This window comes from Streptomyces sp. XY006 (assembly GCF_002237655.1).
Taxonomy (GTDB): Bacteria; Actinomycetota; Actinomycetes; order Streptomycetales; family Streptomycetaceae; genus Streptomyces; species Streptomyces levis.
Genome location: NZ_NOKT01000021.1, coordinates 100,708 through 123,075 on the forward strand (window position 1 = coordinate 100,708; position 22,368 = coordinate 123,075).

21 protein-coding genes and 1 pseudogene are annotated in these 22,368 nt (G+C 71.6%); 14 read left to right on the forward strand and 8 right to left on the reverse strand.

The window, feature by feature from the left end:
* Positions 1 to 12: 12 nt before the first annotated feature.
* On the reverse strand, positions 13 to 552 hold the full coding sequence (locus CHR28_RS24275; protein ID WP_094055798.1) for an Lrp/AsnC family transcriptional regulator: 540 nt from the start codon (positions 550 to 552) through the stop codon (positions 13 to 15).
* A 164-nt stretch (positions 553 to 716) separates the two neighbouring features.
* On the opposite strand from CHR28_RS24275, the gene CHR28_RS24280 reads away from it, so the two are divergent.
* Positions 717 to 2,156: a gamma-aminobutyraldehyde dehydrogenase gene (locus CHR28_RS24280; protein ID WP_094055799.1), complete on the forward strand. Its 1,440-nt coding sequence runs from the start codon at positions 717 to 719 to the stop codon at positions 2,154 to 2,156.
* Between the two features lie 119 nt (positions 2,157 to 2,275).
* Positions 2,276 to 2,800: a hypothetical protein gene (locus CHR28_RS24285; protein WP_094055800.1), complete on the forward strand. Its 525-nt coding sequence runs from the start codon at positions 2,276 to 2,278 to the stop codon at positions 2,798 to 2,800.
* Here the strand turns inward: CHR28_RS24285 and CHR28_RS24290 are convergent.
* Positions 2,745 to 3,539 carry a glycerophosphodiester phosphodiesterase gene (locus CHR28_RS24290; protein ID WP_256984382.1) on the reverse strand — a complete coding sequence of 265 codons (795 nt, stop codon included), beginning with the start codon at positions 3,537 to 3,539 and terminating at the stop codon, positions 2,745 to 2,747. The genes CHR28_RS24285 and CHR28_RS24290 overlap by 56 nt on opposite strands.
* Positions 3,540 to 3,556: 17 nt before the next feature.
* Complete coding sequence (locus CHR28_RS24295) at positions 3,557 to 4,618, reverse strand: adenosine deaminase (RefSeq protein ID WP_094055801.1); 1,062 nt, start codon at positions 4,616 to 4,618, stop codon at positions 3,557 to 3,559.
* A gap of 236 nt (positions 4,619 to 4,854) precedes the next feature.
* Here CHR28_RS24295 and CHR28_RS24300 point away from each other — a divergent pair, with 236 nt between their 5' ends.
* Together CHR28_RS24300 and CHR28_RS24305 are read left to right on the forward strand one after the other, a co-directional pair.
* Positions 4,855 to 5,484: a DUF4190 domain-containing protein gene (locus tag CHR28_RS24300; RefSeq protein WP_094055802.1), complete on the forward strand. Its 630-nt coding sequence runs from the start codon at positions 4,855 to 4,857 to the stop codon at positions 5,482 to 5,484.
* Positions 5,485 to 5,552: 68 nt separating this feature from the next.
* Positions 5,553 to 6,017, forward strand: a complete 465-nt coding sequence (locus tag CHR28_RS24305; RefSeq protein ID WP_094055803.1) for a DUF4190 domain-containing protein — start codon at positions 5,553 to 5,555, stop codon at positions 6,015 to 6,017.
* A gap of 52 nt (positions 6,018 to 6,069) precedes the next feature.
* On the opposite strand, the gene CHR28_RS24310 is transcribed toward CHR28_RS24305, so the two are convergent.
* Positions 6,070 to 6,642 carry an NADAR family protein gene (locus CHR28_RS24310; protein ID WP_179272546.1) on the reverse strand — a complete coding sequence of 191 codons (573 nt, stop codon included), beginning with the start codon at positions 6,640 to 6,642 and terminating at the stop codon, positions 6,070 to 6,072.
* Positions 6,643 to 6,842: 200 nt separating this feature from the next.
* On the opposite strand from CHR28_RS24310, the gene CHR28_RS24315 reads away from it, so the two are divergent.
* Genes CHR28_RS24315 through CHR28_RS24340 form a run of 6 tightly spaced genes read left to right on the forward strand, consistent with a single transcriptional unit; the run spans position 6,843 to position 13,999 of the window.
* Positions 6,843 to 8,378, forward strand: a complete 1,536-nt coding sequence (locus CHR28_RS24315; protein WP_094055805.1) for a gamma-aminobutyraldehyde dehydrogenase — start codon at positions 6,843 to 6,845, stop codon at positions 8,376 to 8,378.
* A 55-nt stretch (positions 8,379 to 8,433) separates the two neighbouring features.
* On the forward strand, positions 8,434 to 9,681 hold the full coding sequence (locus CHR28_RS24320; protein WP_094055806.1) for a polyamine ABC transporter substrate-binding protein: 1,248 nt from the start codon (positions 8,434 to 8,436) through the stop codon (positions 9,679 to 9,681).
* Positions 9,678 to 10,832 carry an ABC transporter ATP-binding protein gene (locus CHR28_RS24325; RefSeq protein ID WP_094055807.1) on the forward strand — a complete coding sequence of 385 codons (1,155 nt, stop codon included), beginning with the start codon at positions 9,678 to 9,680 and terminating at the stop codon, positions 10,830 to 10,832. Before CHR28_RS24320 ends, CHR28_RS24325 begins: the two co-directional genes overlap by 4 nt.
* Positions 10,832 to 11,761 carry an ABC transporter permease gene (locus CHR28_RS24330; RefSeq protein ID WP_094055808.1) on the forward strand — a complete coding sequence of 310 codons (930 nt, stop codon included), beginning with the start codon at positions 10,832 to 10,834 and terminating at the stop codon, positions 11,759 to 11,761. The genes CHR28_RS24325 and CHR28_RS24330 overlap by 1 nt, the downstream gene beginning before the upstream one ends.
* The gene (locus CHR28_RS24335) at positions 11,762 to 12,562 is read left to right on the forward strand and encodes an ABC transporter permease (RefSeq protein WP_094055809.1); all 801 of its coding nucleotides are present in this window, start codon (positions 11,762 to 11,764) and stop codon (positions 12,560 to 12,562) included. It begins immediately after the preceding gene.
* An 18-nt stretch (positions 12,563 to 12,580) separates the two neighbouring features.
* Positions 12,581 to 13,999 carry an NAD(P)/FAD-dependent oxidoreductase gene (locus CHR28_RS24340; RefSeq protein WP_094055810.1) on the forward strand — a complete coding sequence of 473 codons (1,419 nt, stop codon included), beginning with the start codon at positions 12,581 to 12,583 and terminating at the stop codon, positions 13,997 to 13,999.
* Here the strand turns inward: CHR28_RS24340 and CHR28_RS24345 are convergent, their stop codons facing one another.
* Positions 14,000 to 14,239, reverse strand: a complete 240-nt coding sequence (locus tag CHR28_RS24345) for a hypothetical protein (protein WP_094055811.1) — start codon at positions 14,237 to 14,239, stop codon at positions 14,000 to 14,002. It abuts the gene before it with no gap.
* Between the two features lie 142 nt (positions 14,240 to 14,381).
* Here CHR28_RS24345 and dnaA point away from each other — a divergent pair, with 142 nt between their 5' ends.
* Positions 14,382 to 16,205, forward strand: coding sequence for a chromosomal replication initiator protein DnaA (dnaA, locus tag CHR28_RS24350; protein ID WP_179272547.1), 1,824 nt, complete (start codon positions 14,382 to 14,384; stop codon positions 16,203 to 16,205).
* Between the two features lie 169 nt (positions 16,206 to 16,374).
* Positions 16,375 to 16,830, forward strand: coding sequence for a hypothetical protein (locus CHR28_RS24355; protein ID WP_094055812.1), 456 nt, complete (start codon positions 16,375 to 16,377; stop codon positions 16,828 to 16,830).
* Positions 16,831 to 16,833: 3 nt separating this feature from the next.
* Here CHR28_RS24355 and CHR28_RS24360 read toward each other — a convergent pair whose 3' ends face one another.
* Positions 16,834 to 17,508 (reverse strand): phosphatase PAP2 family protein, encoded by a 675-nt coding sequence (locus CHR28_RS24360; RefSeq protein ID WP_094055813.1) that lies wholly within the window; start codon positions 17,506 to 17,508, stop codon positions 16,834 to 16,836.
* 92 nt (positions 17,509 to 17,600) lie between these two features.
* Between CHR28_RS24360 and CHR28_RS24365 the strand changes: the two genes are divergently transcribed.
* A complete protein-coding gene (locus CHR28_RS24365) occupies positions 17,601 to 18,203 on the forward strand; it encodes a DinB family protein (RefSeq protein WP_094055814.1) in 603 nt (200 codons plus the stop codon).
* Positions 18,204 to 18,247: 44 nt separating this feature from the next.
* On the opposite strand, the pseudogene CHR28_RS38505 reads toward CHR28_RS24365, so the two are convergent.
* Both CHR28_RS38505 and gabT read right to left on the reverse strand, forming a co-directional pair.
* Positions 18,248 to 18,481 (reverse strand): annotated as a pseudogene (locus CHR28_RS38505) (phosphatase PAP2 family protein); the annotation flags it as partial.
* 163 nt (positions 18,482 to 18,644) lie between these two features.
* Complete coding sequence (gabT, locus tag CHR28_RS24375) at positions 18,645 to 19,979, reverse strand: 4-aminobutyrate--2-oxoglutarate transaminase (protein ID WP_094055815.1); 1,335 nt, start codon at positions 19,977 to 19,979, stop codon at positions 18,645 to 18,647.
* Between the two features lie 254 nt (positions 19,980 to 20,233).
* Here gabT and CHR28_RS24380 point away from each other — a divergent pair, with 254 nt between their 5' ends.
* Positions 20,234 to 22,366, forward strand: coding sequence for an ATP-binding protein (locus CHR28_RS24380; protein WP_094055816.1), 2,133 nt, complete (start codon positions 20,234 to 20,236; stop codon positions 22,364 to 22,366).
* Positions 22,367 to 22,368 lie beyond the last annotated feature (2 nt).

Sequence of the window (22,368 nt, forward strand, 5' to 3'; positions counted from 1 at the left end):
GGGTCCTCACGGTTATCGGGTTCCCCACATGTAGGTCTGCTTCTTGAGCTTGAGGTAGACGAAGCTCTCGGTGGAGCGCACTCCGGGGACGGCCCGGATGCGTTTGTTGATGACGTCCAGGAGGTGGTCGTCGTCCTCGCAGACGATCTCCACCATCAGGTCGAAGGAGCCTGCGGTCATCACCACGTACTCGCACTCGGACATGGCCGTCAGCGCGTCGGCGACCGACTCCACGTCGCCCTCGACGTTGACGCCGACCATCGCCTGTCTGCGGAAGCCCACGGTGAGCGGGTCCGTGACGGCGACGATCTGCATCACGCCCTGGTCGAGCAGCTTCTGGACGCGCTGGCGCACGGCCGCCTCGGACAGGCCGACGGCCTTGCCGATGGCGGCGTACGGCCGGCGGCCGTCCTCCTGCAGCTGCTCGATGATGGCGAGGGAGACGGCGTCCAGCTGGGGCGAGCTGCCGTTCCTGGACTCACGGGAGGGCTCGCGGTGCTCCCGCGAGCCCTTCTGGTCTGCGCTTCGACTGGCCACGGGGTCACTGTGCACGAGGTCTCGACACTTCCGCAAGCCTGGGGCGATGAAATCCGTTGTTTCACTCCCCGAGTCCTGCGGATTCCGCATGAACGGGCGGAGCGGGGGTGTTGAAAACGTGGGTCGGCCGACTAGGGTGGGTGTCTCAAGTAATGGACATCCGAACTGGAGGGCCGGCAGTGAGCACCGAGCTGCGTCGTCTGCGCAACTACATCGGCGGTGAGTTCCGGGACGCCGCCGACGGACGGACCACCGAGGTGGTCAATCCCGCGACGGGCGAGGCGTACGCGACCGCTCCGCTGTCCGGGCAGGCGGACGTGGACGCCGCGATGGCGGCGGCCGCCGAGGCCTTCCCCGGCTGGCGCGACACCACGCCCGCCGAGCGTCAGAAGGCCCTGCTGAAGATCGCGGACGCCTTCGAGGAGCGCGCCGAGGAGCTGATCGCGGCCGAGGTGGAGAACACGGGCAAGCCGGTCGGGCTGACCCGCTCCGAGGAGATCCCGCCGATGGTCGACCAGATCCGCTTCTTCGCGGGTGCCGCGCGGATGCTGGAGGGCCGCTCGGCCGGTGAGTACATGGAGGGCCTCACCTCCATCGTCCGCCGTGAGCCGGTCGGCGTCTGCGCGCAGGTCGCGCCGTGGAACTACCCGATGATGATGGCCGTGTGGAAGTTCGCCCCGGCGATCGCGGCGGGCAACACGGTCGTGCTGAAGCCGTCCGACACCACCCCGGCCTCCACGGTCCTGATCGCGGAGATCCTCGGCGGGATCCTGCCCAAGGGCGTCTTCAACGTCATCTGCGGCGACCGCGAGACCGGCCGCATGATGGTCGAGCACCCGGTCCCGGCGATGGCCTCCATCACCGGCTCGGTGCGCGCCGGCATCCAGGTCGCCGAGTCCGCCTCCAAGGACGTCAAGCGCGTCCACCTGGAGCTGGGCGGCAAGGCGCCGGTCGTGGTCTTCGAGGACACCGACATCGCCAAGGCCGTCGAGGACATCTCGGTCGCGGGCTACTTCAACGCCGGCCAGGACTGCACGGCCGCCACCCGCGTGCTCGTCCACGAGTCCATCCACGACGAGTTCGTCTCCGCGCTCGCGAAGGCCGCCGCCGACACCAAGACGGGCAAGCCGGACGACGAGGACGTGCTGTACGGGCCGCTGAACAACCCCAACCAGCTCAAGCAGGTCGAGGGCTTCATCGAGCGCCTGCCCGCGCACGCGCGCGTGGAGGCCGGTGGCAAGCGCGTCGGCGACCAGGGCTACTTCTACGCGCCGACCGTCGTCTCGGGTCTGAAGCAGGACGACGAGATCGTCCAGAACGAGGTCTTCGGCCCGGTCATCACGGTCCAGTCCTTCCGTGACGAGGACCAGGCCGTGGAGTGGGCCAACGGCGTGGAGTACGCGCTCGCCTCCTCGGTGTGGACCAAGGACCACGGCCGTGCCATGCGGATGAGCAAGAAGCTCGACTTCGGCTGCGTGTGGATCAACACGCACATCCCGCTGGTCGCGGAGATGCCGCACGGCGGCTTCAAGAAGTCCGGCTACGGCAAGGACCTGTCGGCGTACGGCTTCGACGACTACACGCGGATCAAGCACGTGATGACGTCGCTGGACGCGTAACCCTCCCCGCACGGCCGAACGGCCCCGGACGGTTCCTCTCCGTCCGGGGCCGTCCGTGTGTCCGGAGCCGGGAACGGCCATTTTTGAACATGTTCAATTGCAGGCGTAGAGTGCGCCTCATGAGCGACAGAGCCGCCCTGTTGAAGGGCATCCGTGCGTGGCTGGTCTTCTTCGTGGTGTGTCTGGTGCTCAGCGGCGCCACCGCCTTCCCCCTGGTCCACGAACTGCGCTGGACCGACGAGCTGTTGCGGGCGTCGGCCGTCGGCGATCAGCTGCCCGGCCTGGCGGACTGGATCGGGCGGGTGCGCGCGGGGCTCGACCGGGCGGACGCCGAGTACCCCTTCCTGCTGTACGGCACGGACTGGCTGGCCTTCGCGCACCTGGTGATCGCGGTCGCCTTCTACGGGCCCTACCGCGACCCGGTCCGCAACATCTGGGTCGTCGAGTTCGGGATGATCGCCTGCGCCGGCGTCATCCCCCTGGCCCTGATCTGCGGGCCGATCCGCGGCATCCCCTTGTGGTGGTCGGTGATCGACATGGCGTTCGGCGTGTTCGGGGTGATCCCGCTGTACGTCGTACGGCGGCGGATCAAGCGGCTGGAGGAGCTGACCGCGCCGGTGGCCGTCCCGGTGCCGGCCGTCTGAGACGCGCTAGCCGCGCCCGTCCGGCCGGTCCGGCGGCGCTCGCGCGTGCGGCGCACAGGACGTCGACGCGGTTGGTCGTGATCGAGTCCACGCCCGCGGCCATGAGCCGGCGCATGGAGCGGCGGGTGTCGGGGGTCCACACGGACAGCAGGTGGCCGTCGCGGTGGACGCGGTCGGCGAGGGCGCGGTCCACCAGCGGGAAGCGGTAGTTGAGCCAGCGCGGGCGGATCGCCTCCAGCAGCACCGGCCGCGGCGGGGCCAGGGTCGTCCAGGTGAGGGCGATCTCGGCGGCCGGGTCCGCCGCCCGCACCGCGAGCATCGTGTCCGCGCCCGCGCAGTAGTAGACGCGGTCCGCGGCCCCGGCCTCCCCGACGGCGTCCATGACCCGGCGCACCGCCCGCACGTCGGGCGAGCCCGGCAGGTCGATCATCATGCGGTGCCCGTCGGTCGCGGCCAGCGCCTCCGTCAGCGTCGGCACCCCGCCCCCGGTCAGCCCGCGCACCTCGGCCCAGGACAGCGCGAGCACCGGCCGCTGGTGCTCCCAGAGCCGCTTGAGCGTCGCGTCGTGCAGCAGCACCGGCACACCGTCCCGGGTGAGCCGTACGTCGACCTCCACCGCGTCCGCGCCCCGGGCCAGCGCGGACCGCAGCGAGGCCACGGTGTTCTCGCGGACGCGGTAGGGGTCGCCCCGGTGGGCCACGGCGGTCACAGGCCGCCCGGGGCGCTGCGCCGAGGACATCGGTCGAGCCGAGGACATCACCGGCCGAGCCACTCCGCGGTGTACGTGTCGATCTCGCGCGTGATCCTGGTCTTGCCGGCGTCGTCCAGGAAGGACGCCTCGACGGCGTTCTTCGCCAGGCCGGCCAGGCCTCGCTCGTCGAGGCCGAGGAGACGGGCGGCCACCGCGTACTCGTTGTGCAGGTCGGTGCCGAACATCGGCGGGTCGTCGGAGTTGATCGTGACGACGACCCCGGCCCGGGCGAACTCCTTGATCGGGTGCTCGTCGAGGGTGCGGACCGCGCGCGTGGCGATGTTCGAGGTCGGGCAGACCTCCAGCGCGATCCGGTGCTCGGCGAGGTGCGCGAGAAGCTTCGGGTCCTGCGCCGCGCTCGTGCCGTGCCCGATGCGCTCGGCGCGCAGATGCGTCAGCGCGTCCCAGACCGTCTCCGGGCCGGTGGTCTCCCCGGCGTGCGGCACGGAGTGCAGCCCGGCCGCGATCGCGCGGTCGAAGTAGGGCTTGAACTGCGGCCGGGGCACGCCGATCTCCGGACCGCCGAGCCCGAAGGAGACCAGGCCCTCCGGGCGCAGCCGGTCGTCCGTGGCCAGCCGGGTCGTCTCCTCGGCCGCCTCCAGGCCCGCCTCGCCAGGGATGTCGAAGCACCAGCGCAGCACGGTCCCGAACTCGGCCTCGGCGGCCTTGCGGGCGTCCTCGATCGCGTCCATGAAGGCGCGCTCGTCGATGCCGCGCCGGGTGGAGGAGAACGGCGTGATGGTCAGCTCGGCGTAGCGCACCTGCTGGCGGGCCAGCTCCCGGGCCACCTCGTAGGTCAGCAGCCGGACGTCCTCCGGCGTGCGGATCAGGTCGACGACCGACAGGTACACCTCGATGAAGTGCGCGAAGTCGGTGAAGGTGAAGTAGTCGGCCAGGGCCTCGGGGTCGGTCGGCACCTTCGAGTCGGGGTGCCGGGCGGCCAGCTCGGAGACGATCCGGGGGGAGGCGGAGCCCACGTGGTGCACGTGCAGTTCGGCCTTGGGCAGGCCGGCGATGAACGCCTTCAGGTCCCGCGGGGCCTGGGCGTCGACGAGATGCTCGGTCAAGGGTTCCTCCCCGGAACGGCGCCGGGCCGGCGTGAGGGCGGCGGGCGCGGGTGATCGGCTGATCGATGACTCGGGTTTCATCCTAGGCGGGGGAGCGGCACGTCAGGGGGGCGCGGGGCCGCGCCGGCCTCCGGCTGCGCCGCCGCGGGCGGGAAGGACCCCGCGCACCCGCCCTGTGGTCCGCGCCGAACGGCCCCGTAGCATGGCGACACGATCGACCCAGGGGGGATGCACAGATGACGGACCCGACGCAGCCCGGCGGAGGCGGCGGCCACGACCCGTGGGCGCCCCCGGAGCACAAGCCGTCGCTCGACAAGGACCAGCCGCCCACCCAGGGGCCGCCCTCCGTGCACGACCAGGCCACGGTCACCTCGATGCCCACGGCCGGTTTCACCCCGCCCGCCGGCACCCCGCAGTACGACACCTCCGGCGCCGGCGCGGTCCCGCCCCCGCCCGTCGCCCCAGGCGGTCCCGGCGGCTACGGGTACCCCGGCTACCCCCAGTCCGGCTACGGCTGGCCCGGCATGCCCGTGGCCCCGCAGAACGGCATGGGCATCGCCGCGATGGTGCTCGGCATCGTCTCCTGCACGCTCTTCTGCCTGTACGGCGTGGTCTCCCTGGTCACCGGCATCCTCGCCGTCGTCTTCGGCATCAAGGGCCGCAAGCGCGCCGAGGCCGGTGTGGCCACCAACCACGGGCAGGCCCAGGCGGGTCTGATCATGGGCATCATCGGGATCATCCTCGGCATCACCGTGATCGTCCTGATCGCGGTCGGCATCACGGCCGCCATCAACAGCGACGACTACGACGACGACCCGTACTACGGCACCCTTCGCCCCGCCGTCACCGCACCGGTCCTGCACTGAACTCCCGTGCTCCCCGGCCGACTCGGCCACTACGATTCCCTGGTCTGACAACGGAGGGGAGCTCGTCCATGTCCAACACCAATCCCACGCCCGGTGGCTTCGGCCCACCGTCCCAGCCTCCGCAGCAGCCGGCCCCCGGCTACGGCTTCCCGCAGCAGTCCGGCCCGGGCTACGGCTACCCCCAGGCCGGCCCCGGCTACCCGGCCGCGCCGCCCGTCGGCTACCCGCAGGCGGCCGGCTACGGGATGCCCGCGCAGCCGAGCAACGGCATGGGAACCACGGGTCTGGTGCTGGGCATCATCGGCGTGGTGTGCAGCGTGACCTTCCTGCTGTGGTTCTTCGGCGTGATCCTCGGCATCCTGGCGATCATCTTCGGCGCCATCGGCCGGGGCAAGGCCACCCGCGGCGAGGCCACCAACAAGGGCGCGGCGACCGCCGGCCTGGTCTGCGGCATCATCGCCACCGTGATCCTGCCGCTGCTGGGCTTCCTGCTGTTCGCCGGCATCATGGGCGGGCTCGGCGCGGCTTCCTGAGCGCAGCCCGCAGGCAGTAGCAAGGGGCCGGTCCCCCGGACCGGCCCCTTGCTCATGCTCCCGCCCGCAGCCGCTCCCGCGCCGCCATCAGCGCGAAGCCCAGCAGATTCGGCCCCCGCCACCGCTCCGGGTCCATCGCCGCCTCGTCGTCCGCGGCCAGCCCGATGCCCCAGACCCGGTCCACGGGGCTCGCCTCGACCAGCACGCGGTCGCCCGTGCCCAGCAGGAAGCCCTGCAGCTCCGGATGCGCCGCGAACTTGTGGACGCTGCCCTCCACGACGATCCGGAACCGCTCCCGCGCCCAGACCGTCTCGTCGAACCCGCGCACCAGCCGCCCGGCCTTCTTCGCCTCGGCGGGATGCCCGGCGGCCAGCACGGCACGCTCGGCCGCCGCGTCCTCGAAGAGCCGGGCCTTGCCGGCCATCATCCAGTGCTCGGCCGTCGCGTACCGAACGCCGTCCACCGTGAACGGCGACGGCCACCACTGGCTCAGGCAGCTCGGGCCGATCCGGCCGTCCGGCCGCGGCCGGTGCCCCCAGAAATGCAGATACTTGATACCGGCCCCCGCGCGGACCGCCCTGATCAGGGCTTCCCGCGAGTCGACCGCCCCCGTGATCCTCTCCATGCACGCGAGTCTGGCACGCACCACTGACACAGCGTCCCGCCTTTTCCCGGCGGACTCGACACCTGGTCGACAGATTCCGTCGCGTAACCAAAAATCAACAACGGAATCACTTGTTGGTGTGCCATCCCTCTGTCAGGATCGGCACTCAAATCGAGCCTGAGCCACGCCGGCCCCATCATGGGGACACGGAGGAGAGCGACATGCACAACCCGGGCAACGCCACCCCGGACCGATTCCCGGCCGAGGAGCGCTTCCAGCAGGGCGCGCAGTACATCGCGGGCCGTCCGACCAGGGGCACCTCCGGCCGGACGCACGCGGTCGTCGACCCGGCGTCGGGCGAGGAGGTGCTGCGCTACGAGCTGGCCGGCACGGCCGACGTCGACCGGGCCGTCGCCGCCGCCCGCGAGGCCTTCCCCGGCTGGGCGGGCACCACCCCCGGTGAGCGGTCCGACGCCCTGCACCGGTTCGCCGCGGTGCTGGCCGACCGGGCCGAGGACTTCGCCCGCGCCGAGTCCCTGCAGTGCGGCAAGCCGCTGAAGCTGACGCGCGAGTTCGACGTCCCCGGGACCATCGACAACACGGCCTTCTTCGCCGGTGCCGCACGGCATCTCCAGGGCCAGTCGGCCGGTGAGTACTCCGGCGACCACACCTCCTACGTCCGGCGCGAGCCCATCGGGGTCGTCGGGTCGATCGCGCCCTGGAACTACCCGCTGCAGATGGCCGCCTGGAAGATCCTCCCGGCGATCGCCGCGGGCAACACCATCGTCCTGAAGCCCGCCGAGCTCACCCCGCTGACCTCGCTGCTCTTCGCCCAGGCGGCCACGGACGCCGGGATCCCGGACGGCGTGATCAACATCGTCACCGGTACCGGCAGGGAGGCCGGAGAGCACCTCGTCGGCCACCCCGACGTGGCCATGACCTCCTTCACCGGCTCCACCGCCGTCGGCAAGCGCGTCGCCGAGGTCGCCACCGCCACGGTCAAGCGCCTCCACCTGGAGCTCGGCGGCAAGGCGCCCTTCGTGGTCTTCGACGACGCCGACCCGGAGGCCGCCGCCCAGGGCGCCGTCGCCGGTGCGCTGATCAACACCGGGCAGGACTGCACGGCCGCCACGCGCGCGTACGTGCAGCGGCCGCTGTACGACGCCTTCGTGGAGCGGACGGCCGCGCTCATGGAGACGGTCCGGCTCGGCGACCCGTTCGCCGCCGGGACCGACCTCGGCCCGCTGATCTCGCACGTGCAGCGCGACCGGGTCGCCGGCTTCGTCGACCGGGCGCGTGGCTACGCGCGCGTGGTGACCGGCGGCGAGGCGCCCGGCGGTGAGCTCGCCAAGGGCGCCTACTACCGGCCCACCCTGATCGCCGACGCGGCCCAGGACAGCGAGGTCGTCCAGTCGGAGATCTTCGGACCGGTCCTCGTCGTGCTGCCGTTCGACACCGACGACGAGGGCATCGCCCTCGCCAACGACACCCCGTACGGGCTGGCCGCCTCCGCCTGGAGCCGGGACGTGTACCGGGCCAACCGGGCCACGCGCGAGATCAAGGCCGGCTGCGTGTGGGTCAACGACCACATCCCGATCATCAGCGAGATGCCGCACGGCGGCTACAAGTCCTCCGGCTACGGCAAGGACATGTCCGCGTACTCGTTCGAGGAGTACACCCAGATCAAGCACGTCATGTTCGACAACACCGCGGTGGCCGCGAAGGACTGGCACCGCACCGTCTTCGGGGACCGCTAGCCGTATCAGGCCGCCTGACCAGCGGCCGCCCACCCTCCGAAAGGGCACCACGCGCATGGAGCAGTACGAGCCCGACCGCCTGTCAGCGGCCCAAGTGGCCGCGGCGCGGCGCAGCCTCACCAACGGCAGGGCCGCCCTCACCCGGCGGTCGCTGCTGCGCGCCTCCGCGGGCGGCGCGCTCGCCGTCGGCGGTCTCGGGACCCTGAGCGCCTGCGGCATCCCGGCGGCCGGTCAGTCGCAGGGCGGCGTCCCGGCCGAGGACCGCTCGGCCAAGGAGAAGACCGTGAACTTCTCCAACTGGACCGAGTACATGGACGTCGACGACAGCGGCAAGCACCACCCCACGCTGGAGCAGTTCACGAAGCGCACCGGCATCAAGGTCAAGTACACCGAGGACATCAACGACAACAACGAGTTCTTCGGCAAGATCAAGCCGCAGCTCGCCGCGGGCCAGGACACCGGCCGCGACCTGATCGTCCTCACCGACTGGCTGGCCGCCCGCCTCATCCGCCTGGGCTGGGTGCAGAAGCTCGACGCCAGCAACCTGCCGCACGCCTACGCCAACCTGTCGGCCCAGTTCCGCAACCCCGACTGGGACCCGGGCCGCGCCTACTCGTACGTCTGGCAGGGCATCTCGACGGTCATCGCGTACAACAAGAAGGCCCTCGACGGCGTCGAGGTGACGTCGATATCCGACCTGCTCGACAACCCCAGGCTCAAGGGCCGCGTCGGCTTCCTGTCGGAGATGCGCGACAGCGTCGGCATGACCCTGCTCGACATGGGCAAGGACCCGGCGGACTTCACCGCCGACGACTACGACGCGGCCATCGCCCGGCTGCAGAAGGCCGTCGACAAGGGCCAGATCCGCCGCTTCACCGGCAACGACTACACCTCGGACCTGACCAGCGGCGACTTCGCCGCCTGCGTCGCCTGGGCCGGGGACGTCGTCCAGCTCAAGGCGGACAGCCCCGACATCGACTTCCTCATCCCGGACAGCGGCTACATGACGTCCACGGACAACCTGCTGGTCCCCAACAAGGCCCGGCACAAGACGAACGCCGAACGGCTCATCGACTTCTACTACGAGCCGAAGCCGGCCGCGGAACTGGCCGCGTACATCAACTACGTGTGTCCCGTCGACGGTGTGAAGGCCGAACTGGCGAAGATCGACGAGGACGCGGCGAACAACCCGCTGATCATTCCCGACAAGGCCATGGCGGCCAAGTCGCACGCCTTCCGCTCGCTGAGCTCGAAGGAAGAGACCGAGTTCGAAGAGAAGTTCGCGAAGCTGACGGGGGCGTGACCACCATGACGAACACGACGGACCCCAGCGGCGACGTCCGCCTCACCGGCATCGCCAAGACCTACGGCTCCTTCACGGCCGTCCACCCGCTCGACCTGACCGTCCCGCAGGGCTCCTTCTTCGCCCTGCTCGGCGCCTCCGGCTGCGGCAAGACCACCACCCTGCGCATGATCGCAGGGCTGGAGGAACCGTCCGCCGGCACCGTCTTCCTCGGCGACCAGGACGTGACGGCCCTGCCGCCCTACAAGCGGCCGGTGAACACCGTCTTCCAGTCCTACGCCCTCTTCCCGCACCTCGACATCTTCGAGAACGTCGCCTTCGGCCTGCGCCGGCGCGGTCTGAAGTCGGTGAAGAAGCAGGTCGAGGAGATGCTGGAGCTGGTCCAGCTCGGCGAGCAGGCGCGCAAGAAGCCGCACCAGCTCTCCGGCGGCCAGCAGCAGCGCGTCGCCGTGGCCCGCGCCCTGATCAACCACCCCAAGGTGCTCCTGCTCGACGAGCCGCTCGGCGCCCTGGACCTGAAGCTGCGCCGCCAGATGCAGCTGGAGCTCAAGCGCATCCAGACCGAGGTCGGCATCACCTTCATCCACGTCACGCACGACCAGGAGGAGGCCATGACCATGGCCGACACGGTCGCCGTGATGAACGGCGGCCGCGTCGAGCAGCTCGGCACGCCCGCCGACCTGTACGAGAACCCGCGCACCACCTTCGTCGCCAACTTCCTCGGCACCTCCAACTTCATCGAGGCCGAGGTCGACTCCAAGAGCGGCGAGGACATCGTGCTCAAGGCGGGCGGCGGCAAGCTCGTCCTGCCCGAGGCGCGATGTTCGGCGCCCACGAGCACCGGCGGCAAGGTGCTGGTCGGGGTCCGCCCGGAGAAGATCTCCCTCACCCACGCGGACGACGCCGGCGAGATCCCGGAGGGCCGCAACCGCATCACGGGCCGGATCGCCGACTCCAGCTTCATCGGCGTCTCCACGCAGTACGTCGTCGACAGCCCGGTCTGCCCGGACTTCGAGGTCTACGCCCAGAACATCGACCGCGACCCCCGGCTCGTGCCCGGCGCCGAGGTCGTCCTGCACTGGAACCCGGCCCACACCTTCGGCCTGGACGCCGCGCAGGACGCCGACGCCGGAGTGGAAGAGGCGGCCTGATGTCGACACTCACCGAGGCGCCGCCGCCTCTCGCGCCCGGGGCGCCCGAATCCAAGCCCCCCAAGCGCCGGGGCCGCTTCACGCCGTACTGGCTGCTGCTGCCCGGCATCCTCTGGCTGGTCGTCTTCTTCGCGCTGCCGATGATCTACCAGGCCTCCACGTCCGTGCAGACGGGCTCCCTGGAGACGGGTTACAAGGTCACCTGGCACTTCGCCACCTACTGGGACGCGCTGTCGGCGTACTGGCCGCAGTTCGTCCGCTCGGTGCTCTACGCCGGTACCGCCACGATCCTGTGCCTGCTGCTCGGCTACCCGCTCGCCTATCTGATCGCCTTCCGGGCGGGCCGCTGGCGGAACCTCATCATGATCCTGGTGATCGCGCCCTTCTTCACCAGCTTCCTGATCCGCACCCTGGCCTGGAAGACGATCCTCGCGGACGGCGGCCCGCTCGTCGGCGCGCTCAACTCGCTGCACGTCCTGGACGTCACCAGCTGGCTGGGCCTGACCGCGGGCGACCGGGTGCTGGCCACCCCGCTGGCGGTCATCTGCGGTCTGACGTACAACTTCCTGCCGTTCATGATCCTGCCGCTGTACACCTCGCTGGAGCGCATCGACGGCCGGCTCCACGAGGCCGCCGGCGACCTGTACGCCCGGCCCTGGACGACCTTCCGCAAGGTCACCTTCCCGCTGTCGATGCCGGGTGTCGTCTCCGGCACGCTGCTGACCTTCATCCCGGCGACCGGTGACTACGTCAACGCCGACCTGCTCGGCTCGACCGACACCCGCATGGTCGGAAACGTCATCCAGACGCAGTTCCTCCGCGTGCTCGACTACCCGACGGCGGCGGCGCTCTCCTTCATCCTCATGGCGGCCATCCTCCTCATGGTCACCTTCTACATCCGCAGGTCCGGGACGGAGGATCTGGTCTGAATGCCCTTCGTCAACTGGCTCAAGAGACATCTCGTCGTCATCGCGGGACTCGTTACGCTCGCCTATCTGCTGCTGCCGAACATCATCGTGACGGTGTTCTCCTTCAACAAACCGAAGGGGCGCTTCAACTACGAGTGGCAGCAGTTCTCGCTGGACGCCTGGAAGGACCCGTGCGGTGTCTCCGACCTGTGCGGCTCGCTCTCGGTCAGCCTCCAGATCGCCTTCTGGGCGACCCTCGGCGCCACGCTCCTCGGCACGCTGATCGCGTTCGCCCTGGTCCGCTACCGGTTCCGCGCCCGCGGCGCCGTGAACTCGCTGATCTTCCTGCCGATGGCGATGCCCGAGGTCGTCATGGCCGCCTCGCTGCTCACCCTGTTCCTGAACATGGGCGCGCAGCTCGGTTTCTGGACGATCCTCATCGCGCACATCATGTTCTGCCTCAGTTTCGTGGTCACGGCCGTGAAGGCGCGCGTGATGTCGATGGACCCGAAACTGGAGGAGGCGGCACGGGACCTGTACGCGGGCCCGTTCCAGACCTTCGTCCGGGTCACCCTGCCGATCGCGGCACCGGGTATCGCGGCCGGTGCGCTGCTCGCCTTCGCGCTCTCCTTCGACGATTTCATCATCACGAATTTCAACGCCGGCTCGACCGTCACCTTCCCCATGTTCGTCTGGGGCTCGGCGCAGCGCGGAACGCCCGTCCAGATCAACGTCATCGGTACGGCCATGTTCATCGTCGCCGTACTGTTCGTCCTGATTTCCGTGGTCATCGGAAATCGCCGCAACAGGCAAAAGGCATAACCGTAGGGAGTTGAAATCATGGCCCCTGGCGCCATGAATCAGTGGACTCATTCGCTCTCCGACGCCCAGCCGGTCCCGTACTGGCTGGACGACCCCGGCCGGCCCCGCCCCGAACCCGCCCTCACCACCTCCGAGACCTGTGACCTGCTGGTCGTCGGCGGCGGCTACAGCGGCCTGTGGACGGCGCTGATCGCCAAGGAGCGCGACCCGCGGCGGGACGTGGTGCTGGTGGAGGGCCGTGAGGCGGGCTGGGCCGCCTCGGGCCGCAACGGCGGGTTCTGCGCCGCCTCCCTCACCCACGGCCTGCCCAACGGCCTCACCCGCTGGCCCGACGAGATCCACACGCTCCAGCAGCTGGGCGCCCGCAACCTCGACGCGATCGAGGCGGCGGTCGCCCGGCACTCCATCGACTGCGACTTCGAGCGCACCGGCGAGATCGACGTCGCCACCGAGCCCTACCAGGCGCGGGAACTGCGCGAGTGGCACGAGGAGACGACCCGCCGGGGCCTGGCCGAGGGCGTCGAGTACCTGGACGCCGACGCCGTACGGGAACAGGTGAACTCACCCACCTTCCAGGCGGGCCTGTGGGACCGCAGGGGCGTCGCGATGCTGAACCCGGCGAAACTCGCCTGGGGCCTGAAGCGGGCGTGCCTCGCCCTGGGCGTCCGCGTCCACGAGCACACGCCCGCGCTCGACCTGAAGCCCTACGGCGCGGGCATGTCCGTCCGCACCCCCTACGGAAGGATCCGCGCCCGCCGGGTCGCCCTGGGCACCAACATCTTCCCCAGCCTGGTCCGCCGCGTGCGCTCCTACACCGTCCCGGTCTACGACTACGCCCTCATGACCGAGCCGCTCACCGGCGACCAGCTCGCCTCCATCGGCTGGAAGAACCGCCAGGGCCTGGGCGACAGCGCCAACCAGTTCCACTACTTCCGGCTGTCCGCCGACAACCGGATCCTGTGGGGCGGCTACGACGCGATCTACCCCTACGGCGGCCGCGTCCGCGCCGAGTACGACGACCGCCCCGAGACCTACGCCAAGCTCGCCGGGCACTTCTTCACCTGCTTCCCGCAGCTGGAGGGCGTGCGCTTCTCCCACGCCTGGGGCGGCGCCATCGACACCTGCTCCCGCTTCTCGGCGTTCTTCGGCACGGCCCACCAGGGCAAGGTCGCCTACGCGGCCGGGTACACCGGCCTCGGCGTCGGGGCCACCCGGTTCGGCGCCGAGGTGATGCTGGACCTGCTGGCCGGGGAGCGCACCGAGCGGACCGAGCTGCAGATGGTCCGCAGGAAGCCGCTGCCGTTCCCGCCCGAGCCGTTCGCCTGGACGGGCATCGCCCTCACCAAGTGGTCACTGGCCCGCGCGGACGCCCAGGGCGGCCGCCGCAACCTGTGGCTGCGCACGATGGACCGACTGGGCCTGGGCTTCGACAGCTGATCACTCGGAGGCCCGGCCCGGCGCGGAGCCGCCCTCCGCCGGAGCGGGCGGCGCCGGCGGCCGGGCCTCCTCCCGGCGCGGCGGTCCTTCCTGGCGCTGCCAGGCGGCGTACAGCGTGGAGAGGCCGATCGCCACGGTGGACACCGCCTCCGGCTGGATCCCGGACAGGACGAGGACCACTCCGGTCACCAGAACCGCCAGGAAGACGACCAGGTCGGTTCGTCGTCGTGCGCTGCGCATTGCTGCCCCTTCTGATCCGATCTCGTGCGAAGCTGCTCCCTCGGGAGCGGGCATCAGGCTGCGCCGGAGACGAAGTGTTGCGCCACACGGCACAGTTGCCACGTTCCGCAACGCCCGGCGCGAGGAGGGTCAGGGGGATGGCATGGGCAGTCTCGTGCCGCTGGGCGGCGATCTGCCGGTCGAGTCGCGGGCGCTCGCGGAGGCGCTGCGCGGCCTCTTCGACGGACTGGGGCTCAGCGTCCGCCGCTACGCCACCCGGCGGCACCGGGACCCCGGCTCCGTGTCCCGGTTCCTCAACGGCACACGCGTACCGCCCTGGGAGTTCGTCAACGACCTGATCAGCGATGTCACGGAACAGCACGGCCAGCCTCCCACCCAGGAGGCCATGGACCTGCTGCGGCGCCTGTACCGCGCGGCTCTCGCGGAGAGCGGCTCGGCGTTCAGCCGGGTCCAGCTGCTGGAGAACCAGCTCGCCGACGCCGACCGGCGGTCCGTGGAGTCCACGGCCGTGGTCCGCGCTCTGGAACGGGCGTTGGCGGACGCGCAACACCGCGCCGCCGACCTGGAGTTGCAGATCCGGCAGCTGCACGGCAGGCAGCAGGGCAGGATCGCCGAGAAGGACAAGGCCCTTCGGCTGTACGAGGATCAGGTGACCGCGCTGCTCAGAGAGCGGCAGTCTCTGCTCCGGGAGGTCGAGGCACTCGGCGAGCAGTTGCTCGACGCCCACAACCGGCGGGCGCAGGCGGAACGCCGCTGCGAGGAACTGGAGCGGCAGCTGGTCGTGGCCGAGGAGCTGTGGGCGGAGGAGAGCGGCCCGGGCGAGCGGGACGCGGACCACGCAAACGGGGAAGCCGGGGCGCCCGGCCTCTCCGCGCGCGGGGCCGGCCCCTCGGGGAGCGACGACGTCCGCACCGGAGGCGGGCCGGACCCCAGGTACGCCCTCGACACCTTCGAGGCGGGCGAGGCCAACCGCTTCGCCCTCTCGGCCGCCGTCGCCGTCGCCGAGGCCCCCGCCAGGCTGTACAACCCGCTCTTCGTCTACGGCACGTCCGCCATCGGCAAGACACACCTGCTGCACGCGATCGGGCAGCGCACCCGCGCCCTGCACCCCGACAAGCGCGTGCGGTACGTCGGCGCCGAGGACTTCGGCAACGAGTTCGCACGGGCGGGCGGCGAACGCGGCCTGGACCGGTTCCGCCGGCGCTACCGGGACGTGGACGTCCTGCTGATCGACGACATCCAGTTCCTCGCCGACCATGAGCGGTTACGCGAGGAGTTCCTCCACACCTTCGACGCCCTGCACGGCGCGCAGAAGCAGATCGTGCTGTCCTCGGACCGCCCGCCCAAGCAGCTGACCCACCTCGGGGACAGGCTGCGCAACCGGCTGGAGTCCGGACTGATCACGCACGTCCAGCCGCCCGACCGGCCCGCCCGCGTCGCCCTCCTGCGACGCCAGGTGGAACGGGACCGGCTGACCGCGTCGCCGGAGGTCCTGGAGTACATCGCCTCCCAGGTGCAGCGGAACGTGAGGGAGCTGGAGGGGGCGCTGATCCGCGTGACCGCCTTCGCGTCCCTGAACCGGCAGCAGGCGGACGTGGAGCTGGCCGAGACCGTCCTGAAGGATCTGGTGCCGGACCGGGTGCCGACCCGGCAGGAGGACGTGGCCCGGCTGATCATCGCGGAGACCGCCGAGTACTTCGGCGTCACCTCCGACGACGTGTGCGGCAAGGAACGCGGCCGCGCGATCGTGACGGCGCGGCAGATCGCCATGTACCTCTGCCGGGAGCTCACCGATCTGTCGACGCCGAGGATCGCCGCGGTCTTCGGCGGCCGGGAACGGGAGACCGTCGAGCACGCGGACCGGAAGATCCGCAACCTGGTGGCCGAGCGGCGCTCCATCTACAACCAGATGACCGAACTCACCCTGCGCGTCAAGGCAGCCGGCGGGCTGGGCTCCGGCAGCTGAGCGCGTGGACCGGCCCGGCGCGGCGGGTGTGAGCCGGTTCACTCCGATGAGGTGGTGGAACCCGCGTAATGACCCCGGGGAGACCCCCTTCTCCCTCGTGGTGCCCCCGTGGGCGCAGCGCGCGCCCGCGGGATCCACGAGCTTCACGAGAGAGAAGGGGGTCTTCCTCATGACAGGGGCCAAGACGGCGGTCGAGTGGCTCGCATCCGTCGCACCCGATCCCGAGGCCTGCCGCTGGGAGTGGGAGCGCAACCCGCTCGGGGTCGCGCTGCTGCCGGCCGGCAGTGCCTGGGACGTGCTCATCCTGCCCGGGGAACTCGGCTACGCCACGCTCGACGTGCTCAGCCGCGTCCTCGACCAGCCGGGCCCCGTGCTCGTCGACTTCGGCGACGAACGCATGGGGTTCTTCGTACCGCCCGGCACCGCGGCCCGCTGGCTCGGCACCGGCATCCGCACGGCGGGCGCCGGCACCTGGATCGTCGTGCCGTACCCGGGCCGTTCCTCACCCGGCGGCGTGCGCTGGCTGGTCCCGCCGGACGGCTCGGGCCTGCTGACGGATCCGGCCCTGCTGGAACTGGCCATGCACGAGGCGGCGGCGGGCCTGGCCAGCCCGAGCGGTGACTAGGCCCTACCGGGGCGGCCCGCCTCGCGCCGTCCGCCGCAGGAACAGCCACAGCGACGTCAGCAGCACCGCGCACAGACACCAACTGCCCACCACGTCCAGGGGCCAGTGGTAGCCGCGGCGGACCAGGCCGTAGCTCACGCCCAGCACGAGGGCGGCGCAGACGGTGATCAGGGCGCGGCGGGCCGGGGCGGTGCGCAGCCACGGGAGCAGCAGCAGCGTCGCGCCGCCGTAGGCGACGGCGGCCGTGGCGGTGTGGCCGGAGGGGTAGTAGCCGGTGCCCGAGGGGACGACCGGCGGGCCCGGGCGGTCGGTGAGTTCCTTCAGCGGGACGACCAGGGCCGGGACCAGCACCATGAGCAGGGCGGCGGCGGCCACCGGCGGCCACCAGCGGCCGGTGCCGTCGCGGCGGCCGCGCACGGCGGCGTACCCGAGCGCGACGGCGAGGACCGGGACCGCCACCCCGACGTTGCCCAGGTCCGACAGCAGCTCGGAGAAGCGGTCGGGGTTGAGCAGCACCCGGCTGAGCCGCTCGTCGAGCCGCAGCAGCGGGCCGTCCGCGACGACCTGCCAGGTGATCAGTGCGAAGAGCAGGGCGGGCAGGCCGAGCAGTGCGACCAGGGTGCCGGGGTGCTCGCGGGAGGGGGTGCGTTCCTGGTGCGCGTGCGCGGCGATCGGCATGGGGACAGCTTGGCACGAGCGCGGACGTCCGCCCGTCGCCCGAACGGTCGCTGTCCGGGCCGGTGTCAGTGCCCGGTGCGACACTGCCCGGCATGACCGCACCCCACGCGAAGGCGGACCTGCTCCGTTATCTGCAGGACGCCCGCGACGCGCTGCTCTGGAAGCTCGACGGACTCTCCGAGTACGACGTCCGCCGCCCGCTCACCCCGACCGGGACCAACCTGCTCGGGCTGGTCAAGCATGCCGCCGGGGTGGAGCTCGGGTACCTCGGCGACACGTTCGGGCGGCCGTACTTCGCGACGGAACCGCCGCCGCCCTGGTGGTACACGCGGGACGCCGAGCCCAACGCGGACATGTGGGCCACACCGGAGGAGTCACGCGAGCGGATCACCGGGCTCTACCGGCAGGCCTGGCGGCACTCCGGCCGGACGGTCGAGGCCCTGGAGCTGGAGGCGACCGGGCAGGTGCCGTGGTGGCCCGAGGAGCGGCGGGAGGTGACGCTGCACCACGTCCTGGTCCGGGTGATCGCCGACACGCAGCGGCACGCCGGCCACGCGGACATCGTGCGCGAGCTCATCGACGGGAGCACCGGTCTGACGCCGGCCGCGGACAGCATGCCGGAAGGCGACCGGGCGTGGTGGGAGAGGCACCGGGCCCGGCTGGAGCGGGCCGCGCGGGAGGCCTCGGACGGCTGAGCCGAGGCAGGGAGGTCTCGAACGGCGGGGAAAAGCGCCGGAGAAAGAGGAAGAGGGAGGTCGGCCGCCCCGGAACAGGGGGGGGTGGTTCCGAGGCGGCCGTCCGGACCGGAACGTCGCGCGCCCCGGGGGGTTTGGGGCGGGCGACCGTCCGATCGGTGAGGAGATCCAGAGCCTCAGGCTCCGGTTGTGTGCGCGAGGGCACGACCAGGTCGAAGCTGGGGAGGCCCCGGCCTGATGTCGCCCACAGTCCCCTGTGGGCGGGGTGTATCTCTCATCTGGGTAGAACCTACGACAGGGGCAGGGCTCAGGACAGGCCGTAGGGCGCCATGTCATCCACCTCGCACACCTTCTTCACACGCTCTGCCGCTCGCCGCCCCGGTAGCGGAACCGGGGCGGCTCACCTGCCCCGACGGGGGCTCAGATGCGCGTCGCGGCGGGTCAGATGCGGGCGAAGCCCTGCTCGATGATGTCGAGGCCCTCGTTCAGCAGGTCCTCGCCGATCACCAGCGGGGGCAGGAAGCGGAGGACGTTGCCGTAGGTGCCACAGGTCAGGACCAGCAGGCCCTCCTGGTGGCAGGCCTTGGCCAGAGCGGCGGTCGCCTCCGGGTTCGGCTCCTTGGTGGCGCGGTCCTTGACCAGCTCGATGGCGATCATCGCGCCGCGGCCGCGCACGTCGCCGATGATGTCGAACTTCTCCTGCATGGCCGAAAGGCGCGCCTTCATCAGGGCCTCGATGTTCTTGGCCTTGGCGTTGAGGTCGAGCTCGCGCATGGTCTCGATCGCGCCCAGCGCACCCGCGCAGGCGACGGGGTTGCCGCCGTACGTGCCGCCCAGGCCGCCCGCGTGCGCGGCGTCCATGATCTCGGCACGCCCGGTCACGGCCGCGAGCGGCAGACCGCCGGCGATGCCCTTGGCGGTCGTGATCAGGTCCGGCACGATGCCCTCGTCCTCGCACGCGAACCACTGGCCGGTGCGGCAGAAGCCGGACTGGATCTCGTCGGCGACGAAGACGATGCCGTGGTCGGAGGCGAACTTCCGGATGGCCGGCAGGAAGCCCTTGGCCGGCTCGATGAAGCCGCCCTCGCCGAGCACCGGCTCGATGATGACCGCGGCGACGTTCTCGGCGCCGACCTGCTTGCTGATCTGGTCGATGGCCTGGGCGGCGGCCTCGGGGCCGGCGTTCTCGGGACCGGTCGGCCAGCGGTAGCCGTAGGCGACGGGCACGCGGTACACCTCGGGCGCGAACGGCCCGAAGCCGTGCTTGTACGGCATGTTCTTCGCGGTGAGCGCCATCGTCAGGTTGGTGCGCCCGTGGTACCCGTGGTCGAACACGACGACGGCCTGCCGCTTGGTGTAGGCACGCGCGATCTTGACGGCGTTCTCGACGGCCTCGGCACCGCTGTTGAACAGGGCGCTCTTCTTGGCGTGGTCACCCGGGGTGAGCTCGGCGAGGGCCTCGGCGACCTCGACGTAGCCCTCGTACGGCGTGACCATGAAACAGGTGTGGGTGAAGTCAGCGAGCTGCGCCGACGCCCGGCGTACGACGGCCTCGGCGGAGGCGCCGACGGACGTCACGGCGATGCCCGAGCCGAAGTCGATCAGGCGGTTGCCGTCGACGTCCTCGATGATCCCGCCGCCCGCGCGCGCGGTGAACACGGGCAGCACGGAGCCCACGCCCTGCGCGACCGCGGCGGTGCGGCGGGCCTGCAGCTCCTGCGACTTCGGGCCGGGGATGGCGGTGACGACACGACGCTCCTGCGGCAGTGCGCTCATGCGGGGCTCCTGGGGGTGGTGCGGACGGACCTGTACAGACACTGTGACTTCTTTTCCCGCAGGCTAGGGCGGGGGGAGGGGGGTGGGCATGCTCCATGTGGGCGTTGTCGGCGCGGTGGCTTGTCCGGGGTGGACATGGCGGTCTCGGCCACCCGTGCCCACGGCGCGGCCGCGTATGCGGTGAACTCCCCAGGGGAGGGCGTTAGATTGGCTCGCTGATGGTGGACGGAGCGGCTGGTCAGGGGGCAAGGGCGATGGACAGCGACGGGACGCAGGAGGCCCGGGGCACGCATGCGAACCCGGTACCGCGTCCGGCGGGACCACCGGAGGTGCCCTCGATGCCTCCCCGGCCACCCCGGGCACCGGCGGCCCCGCCGCTGCCGGACGGCTCGGCCTTCCTCGCCTGGCTGCGCGCGCCCCGGCCCGAGGCCGCGCCGGGGGTGTGGCGGTTCGGGTACCGGCCGCGGCCCGCTGAGGAACTCGACGTCACGCCCACCCGGCAGCTGCTGAGCGGGGCGGTGATCGCGTTCCTCGTGGGGTGGCTGATCTGGTCCCTGCTGCAGAACGGGTACCTCGGCAACTGGTGGTGGGTGCCCTTCGACCTGATCGTCCCCGACGCCTGGCGCGGCGCCGACAGCGATCTCGGCGAGACCGGCACGTTCCTGGTGTACCGGGGGTACGAGCTCCTCGTCGCCCTGGCGATCATGGTCGGGGTGGCCCGGCTCGGCCGCTGGGGCGAGGTCTGGCGCCGCTTCGTCGCCGCGCGCTTCCGCCGGCCCGAGGCCCAGGCGACCGCCGCCTCACCCGAGGACGACCCCGCCCAGTGGAACGAACTGCGCGCCGCCGGCGCCGTCGACGCGGCCGAGCGGCTCGCCGCCGACGCCCGCTCCGGGCTCATGCGGGACGTCGACCACGCCCGGATCCAACGGGCCTGGCAGGGCGTGCGCACCGGACGGCACAGCCTCGCCACCTTCAGCGGCGCGGTGCTGAAGGACGGCGCCGCCGCCTGTCTGCACCCCTCCGGAGAGCGCGACCTGCCCGCCCGGCTCGCCCGGCACGACCTGCTCACCGGACAGGTACGGCTCGGCACCACGGTGGACGACGCCCGCAACCCGTACACCTACCGCGGCGCCGGGCTCGCCCTGGGGCCCGACCTGCTCGGCACCTCGCTCGTCGCCGTCGGCCCCGCCGGTTCCGGGAAGACCGGGGCCGTGGTGCGGCCCTTGGCCGAGGCGTTGTGTCTGCAGGCGCTGGCCGGGCGGGCCGCCGTCGTGGTGGTCGGGGCGGCCGGGGCGGGTCTCGGGCCCGCCGACGCGTACGACGTCGTCGTCCGGATCGGCAATCAGGACTCCGAGTACGACCTCGACCTGTACGGCGGCACCGCCGACCCGGACGAGGCCGCGGCCGTGCTCGCCGAGGGGCTGGTCGGGGACCTCGCCGATCCGCACCCCGGCAGTGACAGCCGGCGCGCCACCACCGTGCTCGCCCAGCTGCTCGGGCCGTTCCGCGCCGTGCACGGGCGATTCCCCTCCGTGCCGGAGCTGCGGCAGCTGCTGGACGGGGCACCGGGGCCGTTCGCCGCCCTGCGGCAGGGACTGCAGGAGTCCGGGCAGGAGTCGCTGCTGCGGGAGCTGGACGCCCGGGAGCGGCAGATGGGGCAGCCGGGGGACGTCGGCGGGGTGCTCGGCGACCGCGTCGCGCTGCTCGACCGGCCCGCCTTCGCCGGGTTCTTCGACACCTCCGGCCAGTCCCGGCCCTTCACCCTCAAGGCCCTCGACCACCCCGTGCGGGTGCGCATCGACCTGCCCGAGCGCGGGCACGCCGACGCCTCCCGGATGCTCGCGCGGCTGGTGCTCGCCCAGTTCACGGCGAGTGTCGCCGTACGCGAGGACCGGTCGCTGTTCGCCTGCCTGGTGCTCGACGACGCGACCGGCGTGGTCACGCCCGAGGCCGTGCGCGGCATCCAGCGGCTGCGGTCCGGCAACGCCGGTGTCGTGCTGACCCTGCGGACGCTGGACGACGTGGCCCGGCCCCTGCGCGGACCGCTGCTCGGCGCCACCGGGTGCCGGATGGCGCTGGCCGGGCTCACGCCCTGGGACGGGCAGGACTTCGCCGAGGTGTGGGGCAAGGAGTGGACCGAGGCCCGTGACGTCACCGACCGGCAGATCATCGCCGAGACTCCGGCCGGCAAGGCGCTGCACGCGGTCCGGCGGGTGATCACCGGCAAGGCGCCGACCGCCCGGGCGGTGACCGTCCGGCAGGTCGAGCGCGAGCGCTGGTCCGCCTCCGAGCTGGCCCACGGGGTGCCGGCCGGGCACGCGGTGCTGTCGCTGACCACCGTGCAGGGCGAGCACGCACCGCCCCTGCTGGTGAACCTGCGGGGCTGAGA